The following is a 9,975-nucleotide window of genomic DNA, read 5'->3' as shown; positions in this document are numbered from 1 at the left end:
TTCTCCATATTTCTATGGAAAGTTTTTAGAGTGGGGTACTTCTAAAATGCCAGCATATCCATTTATAGAACCAGGTTTTCATTCTTCAAAAGAAGCGGCAATTCACGCTATGAAAGACATTTTGAAGAATGAAATGAGGCTGAATCTATGATAAATTTACGACCCGAAATTGTGCAAGCTCTTGAAAATAATCAGGGGCTTGTTTCTTTATTAGGTGGAAAACGTGTTTATTATCGTAAAGCCAAAAACGCTGAAGAGTTTCCGCGTATTACGTTTTTTGAATTAGATAATAGACCAGATCGTTTTGCAGATAACGAGGAAAGTGAAAGTGAAATCACATTCCAAATCGATATTTGGTCGAAAGGCAGTGCAACAGCAATTCATCAAAAAGTGAATGAAATCATGAAAAGTATTGGTTTCTCACGTTATGCAGTTGCTGATTTATATGAAGATGATACACAAATTTTTCATTACGCGATGCGATTCGCGAAAGGAGTGGAGTTATAGATGGCTGGAGAAGTGATTAAAATCAGTTCGACTGTCGGTGTAGATAGCCTTGTTTACGCCAAGTTATTAAAAGATGATGCAACAGGTGTTGACTATAGTGCAGTGAAAGAAATGGAAGGCGCTGTAAAGATTAAAACTTCTAAAAAGGTAGCTTCGGAGATTATGTGGAGCGATAATAAAAAATCAGAAATTGCTGAGTCTGATGGAGAAGTAGAAGTAGAAATTGAGCTTCGTAGTATTTCATTATCCACAAAAGCAGATATTGAAGGATATCCTGAAGTGAAAGACGGTGTGTTAGATGAGAGACGCGAAGGTGAAAAGCCATACCTAGCAATCGGATGGCGTTTCTTAAAGGCTAATGGGAAATATCGATATGTTTGGTTATTAAAAGGGAAGCTTTCACAAGAGGAAGAAGAAGGCGAAACGAAGAAGGATAAGCCTAACTTCCAAACAACGAAACTCAAAGGTTCGTTTATTGAGCGTGATTTTGATGATAGGCCTAAATTTACAGCGGATGCTGATGAACCTACATTTACAAAAACTGTGGGAGATAATTGGTTTAAAAAGGTGTATGAGAAGCCTGTAGTACAACCACCAGCAGGAAAGTAAGGGGGAGCAAAAGCTCTCTCTCTTTTTTATTAACGAGGAGGAAAAGCCATGAAATTAACACTAATAATCAAGGAAGAAAAGAAAATTTTTCATTTACCGGCGTTTATTCCAGCGCGTTTAATTCGTCAAGCACCTGAACTTGCTGATATTCCAAATAATCCAGGTCCTGAGGATATGGATAAAATGGTTCAATATGTAGTCAAAGTTTACGGGGAACAATTTACATTAGATCAATATTGGGACGGCGTGGATGCTCGTAAATTTTTATCCACAACTTCAGACGTAATTAATGCAATTATCAATGCAACTGTGGATGCGGCTGGTGGCACACCAGGAACTGGAGAAGAAACAAACCCAAACGCGTAGAGGGAGGAGGGCTCACGTTCACTGCGTTTATGGACGAGCTCTACCTCTCTTTATTACGTCAGGGGTATAAACATCATCATATCGATAATGAAATGGATATCTGGCATTATTTAAGGCTAAATCAAAAGTATCGAGAACAAGATCATTACAATAGTGGAAACCAAAATTCAAATGAAATCGAAGTTCCCGCAGAAAACATTATCTAAGGAGGGGGAAGATGATGGCAAATGAAATGAATAATTTAGTCGTTAGGCTGTCCCTTGATAATGTGAATTTTCGTCAAGGTATAGCGAATTCAGGACGTGCCGTAAGGACATTGCAGAACGAATTGAAATCAATCAGTACTGGTATGGGTGGCTTCGCTAATGCTAGTGATCAAACGCGTGCTAAAACAGATGCACTTAACAGACTGATTGAAGCGCAAAAAGAAAAAGTTAAGGCATTACGACAAGCTTATGATCAAAATAAGGCTAAGTTGGGTGAAAATGATGCAGCAACCCAGCGATACGCTTCACAGGTTAATAAGGCGGTCGCTGATTTAAATAGATTCGAAAATGAATTAAAACAAGTAAACCGCCAAGCGGAACAAAAAGGAATGGATAAATTAAACAACGCCTTAAAAGCCTTACAGGCTGAATTTCAGTCTATTACAACAGGCATGGGCGGTTTTTCTCATGCAACGGAGCAAACGCAAGCGAAAGTAGATGTTTTATCTCGTATGGTAGATAAACAAAAAGAGAAGATCAGGGAACTTCAACAAGCTTATAACCGTGCCAAAACAGAAGAAGGTGAAGCGAGTCAATCAGCGCAGCGGTACGCGGAACAAATCCATCGAGCGACAGGTGAACTAAATCGATTTGAAAACGAATTACGTCAGTCGAACCATGAATTAGAACAACAAGGAAATCGTTTATTAAACTTCGGTACTCGTATGGAGACGTTGGGTAATCATTTACAAAATGCTGGTATGCAAATCGGTATGGTGTTTGGCGGAATGACGTATGCAATAGGTCGGGGTTTAAAATCAGCTGTGGAAGAATCGATGAATTTTGAACAACAGATGGCAAACATAAAGGCTGTATCGGGTGCGACTGGACAAGAAATGAGTAAACTCTCTGAATTAGCTGTGAAGTATGGGGAAGATACAAAATATTCGTCTGTTGAGGCCGGAAAAGGGATTGAAGAATTAATAAAAGCCGGCGTTAGTTTAACGGACATCATCAATGGTGGATTAGAAGGAGCATTAAACTTAGCAGCCGCAGATGAACTAGAACTAGGAGAAGCAGCAGAAATTGCTTCTACCGCCTTAAATGCATTTAAAAAAGATGGTTTAAGTGTTACAGATGCCGCTAACTTACTTGCAGGAGCCGCTAATGCTTCAGCCACTGATGTACACGAATTAAAATATGGACTATCAGCTTCTGCAGCGGTTGCGGCAGGCGCTGGTATGACATTTAAAGATACAGCCACAGCTTTAGCGGTATTCGCTCAGAATGGGTTAAAAGGTTCAGATGCAGGTACGTCTTTAAAAACGATGCTGATGAGGTTGAACCCATCTACGAAAGAAGCATATAACAAGATGGCGGATTTAGGTCTTATCACATATAACGCGCAGGCTGGATTTGATTTCCTCGTGAAAAATGGTGTTACGCCAGCATCTAGAAGTGTAGGAGACATCGAGGTTGCGTTAGAAAAGTATGTCATGCAAACGGAAGGGGTAACGAAATGGAATGATAAGTGTGATACAACATTCCGAGAGTTAGCTACCAGTTCCGCGTTCTTATCGTCGAAATTCTATGATCAAGAAGGGCATATCCAAAGTTTAGAAAATATATCTGGGATTCTTCACGAATCCATGAAAGGTCTAACAGACCAACAACGAAGTATGGCGTTAGAAACATTATTCGGATCAGACGCAGTGCGTGGTGCAACGATTCTGTTTAATGAAGGATCACAAGGTGTAAATAAAATGTATACCGAGATGTCCAAAGTTACGGCTTTAGAGACCGCTAATACGAAAATGAACACGTTGAAAGGCCGCATGGAACAATTAAGTGGAGCGTTTGACACCATGAAAAAGACAATTGGTGACGCGCTTGCCCCTGTGGTTAGTGCTTTTGTGGGTGGCTTACAAAAGCTTGTGGATGGATTCAATGCACTTCCAGGACCGATACAAAAGGCAATCGCAATTACAGGTGGTATTGTGCTTGCTTTAACGGCTATTGCAACGGTTATTGGAGTCGTTCTAGCAGCTGTTGGAATGGTGGTTTCAGGGATTGGTGCTTTAGGGGTTGCATTAGGAACGTTAGCCACATCTTTAGGAATAGCAGGTGGAGTCGCAGGTTTGTTGGCCGCAGCGCTGGGACCCGTAGCAATTGCTTTAGGTGTGGTAGCGGCCGCAGTTGGTGTTGGAGTATTAGCATATAAAGGATATCAAAAAGCAACTGAAGACAGTATTACTTCTGTAGATCGCTTTGCTACGAATACAGAAGGGAAAGTAAGTTCTTCCACAAAGAAAGTTCTTGGTGAGTATTTCAAGCTGTCTGATGGCATTAGACAAAAGTTAACTGAAATTAGATTGAACCATGAAGTGATAACAGAGGAGCAATCACAGAAGTTAATTGGTCAATATGACAAGTTAGGTAACACGATTATAGAAAAAACAAATGCAAGACAACAAAAAGAAGTTGAGGGACTTAAAAAGTTCTTTGCGGATTCGTATGTACTGACTGCTGAAGAAGAAAATAAGCGGATGGAACAAATGAATCAACATTACGAACAAGAAAAGTTAAAGACGCAAGAAAAAGAAAATAAAATTAAAGAAATCATTCAAACTGCAGCAAATGAAAAGCGTGAATTCACTACATCTGAAAGGATTTCTTTACAAGCTTTACAAGATGAAATGGATCGGACAGCTATTCAGCACATGTCGGCAAATCAGATGGAGCAAAAAGTTATTTATGAAAACATGAGGGTACAAGCGAGTGAAATTACAGCTAGACAAGCTGCCGAAGTTGTTGAGAATAGTGCGAAAGCAAGAGATAAAGTGATTGAAGATGCGAAAAAGACTCGTGATGACAAAATTGCGTATGCGATACGCTTGCGAGATGAATCAGGAACACTGAATAAAGAAGAAGCGAACGCAGCGATTGCGGAAGCGAATCGTCAATATGAAAGCACCGTTTCTACAGCGCGGGATAAGCACAGAGAAATTGTGAGCGAAGCAAAATCCCAAGCTGGGGAACATGCAAATCAAGTGGATTGGGAAACGGGTCAGATAAAATCCAAATACCAAGTCATGAAAGATGATGTGGTTCGAAACATGCAAGAAACCTGGTCAGGTATAACAAAATGGTGGGAAGAAACAAAAACTTCAGCAAGCAATAAAGTAGAAGAAATCAAAAATACAGTTTCAAGGAAATTTGAAGAAAAGAAAAAAGCAGTCGTCGATAAAATGAAGGAAATAAAGAATGATATTGAAGACAAATGGAATACAGTTGAAAGATTCTTTAGTACGATAAATCTACGTTCCATCGGTAAATCCATTATAGAAGGACTTGAAAAAGGGTTGGATGATGCGACAGGTGGTTTATATAGTAAGGCGAAAGGCATTGCTGGAGAGATTAAAAAGACGATTTCTGGAGCGCTAGAAATTAACAGTCCATCTAAAGTGATGATTCCAGTTGGTAGTGCAGTTCCAGAAGGTGTTGGCGTTGGTATGGATAAGGGGAAACGATTTGTTGTGGATGCAGCCAAAAATGTAGTTGGAACTGTAAAAAAACAAATGAGTAATATGCCATCTGTTTTTGATTTTGGATTCCAAACAAATCAATATAGTATCCCGCAAAATACGTTTGGTAATTTTAGCGGATATACGCAACCGCAATTAGCTTACAACAACCCATCTATGGCAAAAACTATATTCCCAGATAGAGCGGGTAGAGAGCAAGAACTGAATGTAACGGTAAATATGACAAACGTTTTAGATGGAAAAGAATTAGCGAACGGAAGTTATGCATATACGACAAAACTTCAAGATCGTGAACAAAAAAGAAGAGCGGAATTTTAAGGGTGGTGAGCACGTTGGGGAAACTTAGTTTTACTTTTAATAATATTAGAAAAGATTATATTCAAATGCTAGTTGGAAGAAAACGCCCTTCCTGGGCTCCAGTTAAAAGAAAATTAGTAAGAGTCCCTCATCGCGCAGGGGCTCTTTTTCTTCATACAGAAACGGAGGAACGTCGTATTGATGTTCCTCTTGTAATTAAGACAGCAAAAGATATGGCTGATTTACAAAAGGTAAAAGAAGATTTAGCGGATTGGCTTTATACAGAGCAACCAGCTGAACTTGTTTTTGATGATGAATTAGATAGGACGTATCTAGCATTCATTGATGGTTCTGTTGATTTGGATGAATTAGTGAATAGAGGTAAAGGGGTTATTACTTTTGTTTGTCCAATGCCATATAAATTAGGAAAACAAAATACTCATGCGTTCTCTCAAAATGGTTCTACTGAAGTCACTGCTTCTTTTGTCAATCAAGGGAATATAGAAGCGCCTCCAATTATTGAAATCGAAGCACAGAAACCAAGTACATTTTTAGATGTGTGGTTTGGAGAGTATCCGTATAATCGAGATTACTTCAGAATGGGTTATCCTTTGAAAACAGAGCAATTACCCGTAGAAAGAAATCAAAGACTGATATGGGACGAAATGGCTACCACTGTAGGGTGGAGTAAAGTCAGTTCAATGGAAGATGGCAATCCGATTGGTGAAATGAAGTCAGATAAATACCAATTTTATTGTTCTGATTTTGGTATTAGTGCGGGGAAAGGGTGGCACGGTGCAGCTGTTAAAAAAAATATACCTAATGGGCCCGTACAAGACTTTATTATGCAGGCTTATGTTACATGTAAAAGTAAACGAATTAATGAGATGGGCCGAGTGGAAATAGCGATATTAGATGAAAACAGTAAAGTGCTTTCGAAAATAGCTATGACTGATGTGTTTTGGCAAGCTGAACAAAACCTTGGAACAATGGTAATCGGTTATGATAATAAACCAGGAAGAAGAAGTTTAATTTATGAGAGTGGAGATTACCCAAACACTTGGAATCAATATAAAGGGCGATTGTGGATAGCTAGAACAGGAAATGTATGGGAAGCGTATATTTCGAAATTCCTTCCGGGGGCGGAAAAAGATGATTCAGAACGATTTGTGCGGTGGACGGATGAAAATAATGATCACATGGAAAAAGCAGCACAAATCCAGATTAGTATGATGCAATGGCAAGATGTACCGCCAGTAGAAGCGATGACCGTTTCAGATTTGAAATTCTGGAAAGTGAATGTAAATACGCAAAATAATCCGCCTTACATTTTTGATACGGGAGATAAGGTTATAATCGATACAGAAAAAAGTCTTGTAACCATTAACGGTAAAAATGCGATTCATGTAAAAGACATTTTTAGTAATTTTCCCACTGTCATACGTGGTGAGAATCGTATCGATATCATGCCACCAGACGTGAAAGCGACCGTTCGTTATAGGGAGAGATATAGATGAGAACACCCAGCGGCATTTTGCATGTTGTGGATTTCAAAACAGATCAAATCGTTGCAGCTATTCAGTCAAATGACTATTGGGATGATAATAGGCGTTGGGAACTAAAACACAATGTTGATATGCTGGATTTCACTGTTTTTGATGGAACTACTCATTCAGCTACACTACAACAACAAAATCTTGTTCTAAAAGAGGTTCGGGATGGAAGAGTTGTACCATATGTCATTACAGAAACAGAGAAGAATTCAGACAAACGATCCATTACCACATATACTTCAGGAGCTTGGGTTCAAATTGCTAAGTCAGGCATTATAAAACCGCAACGAATAGAAGGAAAAACGGTAAACGAATATATTGATATGGCCCTAGTAGGCATGAAATGGAAACGTGGGAAAACGGATTATGCAGGATTCCATACGATGACCATTGATGAATTTATGGATCCCCTAACATTTTTAAAGAAAATAGCTTCTTTATTCAAATTAGAAATTCAGTACCGTGTGGAGGTTCAAGGATCACAAATACTTGGATGGTATGTTGATATGATTCAAAGGCGTGGCCGAGACACTGGTAAAGAAATAGAGTTAGGTAAAGATTTGATAGGTGTTACACGTATGGAACATTCAAGAGATATTTGTACAGCGTTAGTCGGATTTGTGAAAGGTGAAGGCGACAATGTAATTACCATCGAAAGTATCAACAGGGGACTTCCGTATATTGTTGATCATGATGCATTTCAACGATGGAACGAACGTGGTAAGCATAAGTTTGGTTTTTATACGCCAGAAACAGAAGAGTTACATATGACGCCACAACGTTTAATGACGTTAATGGAAATAGAATTAAAAAAGCGTGTTAATTCTTCCGTTTCGTATGAAGTAGAAGCACAATCGATTGGACGTATTTTCGGACTAGCACATGAACTCATTAACGAGGGTGATACGATCCGAATTAAAGATACGGGCTTCACACCTAAGTTATATCTGGAAGCACGTGTAATTGCCGGTGATGAATCTTTTACGGATCCTACACAAGATAAATATATATTTGGTGATTATCGTGAAATTACGGACCCGAACGAGGAATTACGAAAGATTTACAATCGAATCCTTAGTAAATTCGGTGAGAAACAAGAAATGCTGGATCAGCTAGATAAATTGGTGAAAGAAGCGAATGAAACAGCAAGTAGCGCTAAGAAAGAATCAGAAGCAGCGAAAATATTGGCTGAAAAGGTACAAGAGAATGTTAAAAACAATACTGTTGAAATTATAGAAGCTAAGAATTCGCCAACAACAGGGCTCAAACCTAATAAAACGCTTTGGCGTGATACGAGTAATGGTAAGCCTGGCGTTTTAAAAATATGGACAGGTGCAGCGTGGGAATCGGTTGTTCCTGATCCAGAAACTATCAAGAAAGAAACACTAACACAGGTTAATAAAGATATTGAGTCCACAAAAACAGAATTAAACCAAAAGGTACAAGAAGCACAGAATCAAGCTACAGGACAATTCAACAAAGTACAGGAAGGTTTACAAGGTGTCAGTCGTACAATTTCTACTATCGAAAATAAACAAGGTGAAATTGATAAGAAAGTAACTCAGGTTGAACAGGATTCTAATGGATTTAAAACGTCTATTGAATCGTTAACAAAAAAAGATAATGATATTAGCAATACATTACATACAGTGGAACAAACTGTAGAAGGCACAAAGAAGACGATTTCTGATGTGCAGCAAACAACAAGTGACCTAAAGAAAACAACTACTGAAATAGAAGAAAAAGCTGGGAAAATCAGCGAGAAGTTAACGAGTGTAGAAACAAAGGTTAATAGTGATAAAGCTGGCGGACGTAACCTTTTATTAAAATCAAATGTTAAATTTGAGAAGACCGATTATGTAATCAACCAGTATTCTCTTACTGAAAATTTCTCTACAGGTGAAGAATATACTTTTGTAATGAAAGGAACTTTACCTGCGGGTCAAAAGTTTGGTATATGGATGAATGGTGGGGCCAGCAATGTTGGGTATGCAACAAGTGTTTATGGTAATGGAATAACGTATGTAACTTTTAAAGCTGTTGCGGCTACAAGTGGAAATGAACGAAAGTTAAGCGTATATAATTACCCGAGTAGTACTACGAAATCTATTGTGGAATGGGTCGCCTTGTATAAAGGGAATAAGCCACAGGATTGGACAGCACCGCCTGAAGAACAGGTAACAGCGGATGAGTTCACTCAGAAAACAACTGAAATTGCAAAAAGCGTGGATGGAATGAAAGAAACAATTACAAAAGTAGAAAACAATCAAAGTGGATTTGATAAGCGTGTTGCGACTGTAGAAAAAGATGCAACTACCATTAAACAAAATGTCTCTTTCATACAAAATACGCAGACAGAACAAGGAAGACAATTACAAGAGGCGAAAGCTGGATGGGAAAATACTGCGAAAGCAATTGAAGGTAAAGTTGAGCTGAAACAAGTAGAGAATTATATTGCTGGGTTTAAAATCCCTGAGTTGAAGCAAACAGTTGATAAAAATAAACAAGATTTGTTGGGCGAATTAGCTAACAAACTTGCAACTGAGCAATTTAATCAAAAAATGACTTTGATTGATAACCGCTTTACTATCAATGAACAGGGTATAAATGCTGCAGCCAAAAAGACAGAGGTATACACAAAAGAGCAAGCGAATGGGCAATTTGCCACATCATCTTATGTAAGAGATATGGAAACACGTCTTCAGTTAACTGAAAAGGGTGTTAGCATATCTGTAAAAGAAAACGATGTAATCGCAGCATTCAATATGAGTAAAGAAAACATTACGTTGAATGCGAACAGAATTAACTTAAAAGGTTTTATTACAGCGAGCCATATTAAAGGACAAGTGTTAGAAGGAGTAACACTTAAAACGAGTGGAAATAGATTTGTTG

7 protein-coding genes are annotated in these 9,975 nt (G+C 38.5%); all 7 read left to right on the top strand.

Going from position 1 to position 9,975, the window contains the following annotated elements; all coding sequences use genetic code 11:
• The coding region (locus tag ACODS7_RS29505; RefSeq protein ID WP_488828259.1) for an HK97-gp10 family putative phage morphogenesis protein at positions 1-151 on the top strand (151 nt) is incomplete at its 5' end.
• Complete coding sequence (gp17, locus tag ACODS7_RS29500) at positions 148-507, top strand: tail completion protein gp17 (protein ID WP_243168421.1); 360 nt, start codon at positions 148-150, stop codon at positions 505-507. The genes ACODS7_RS29505 and gp17, both read left to right, overlap by 4 nt.
• A complete protein-coding gene (locus ACODS7_RS29495; protein ID WP_243168420.1) occupies positions 508-1,116 on the top strand; it encodes a major tail protein in 609 nt (202 codons plus the stop codon).
• 48 nt (positions 1,117-1,164) lie between these two features.
• Complete coding sequence (gpG, locus tag ACODS7_RS29490; RefSeq protein WP_243168419.1) at positions 1,165-1,482, top strand: phage tail assembly chaperone G; 318 nt, start codon at positions 1,165-1,167, stop codon at positions 1,480-1,482.
• 220 nt (positions 1,483-1,702) lie between these two features.
• Complete coding sequence (locus ACODS7_RS29485; RefSeq protein WP_243168418.1) at positions 1,703-5,551, top strand: phage tail tape measure protein; 3,849 nt, start codon at positions 1,703-1,705, stop codon at positions 5,549-5,551.
• 14 nt (positions 5,552-5,565) lie between these two features.
• Entirely contained in the window at positions 5,566-7,047 is a 1,482-nt protein-coding gene (locus tag ACODS7_RS29480; RefSeq protein ID WP_243168417.1) for a distal tail protein Dit, read from the top strand.
• Positions 7,044-9,975: phage tail spike protein (locus ACODS7_RS29475; protein WP_488828255.1), on the top strand; the 2,932-nt coding region annotated here is incomplete at its 3' end. The genes ACODS7_RS29480 and ACODS7_RS29475, both read left to right, overlap by 4 nt.

The organism is Bacillus sp. FG16, from assembly GCF_057809515.1.
This window is presented reverse-complemented; position numbering and strand designations above follow the sequence as displayed.

Coding starts and splice junctions, on each gene's coding strand:
- gp17 (WP_243168421.1), top strand. CDS start 148: ATGATAAATTTACGACCCGAAATTGTGCAAGCTCTTGAAAATAATCAG.
- ACODS7_RS29495 (WP_243168420.1), top strand. CDS start 508: ATGGCTGGAGAAGTGATTAAAATCAGTTCGACTGTCGGTGTAGATAGC.
- gpG (WP_243168419.1), top strand. CDS start 1,165: ATGAAATTAACACTAATAATCAAGGAAGAAAAGAAAATTTTTCATTTA.
- ACODS7_RS29485 (WP_243168418.1), top strand. CDS start 1,703: ATGGCAAATGAAATGAATAATTTAGTCGTTAGGCTGTCCCTTGATAAT.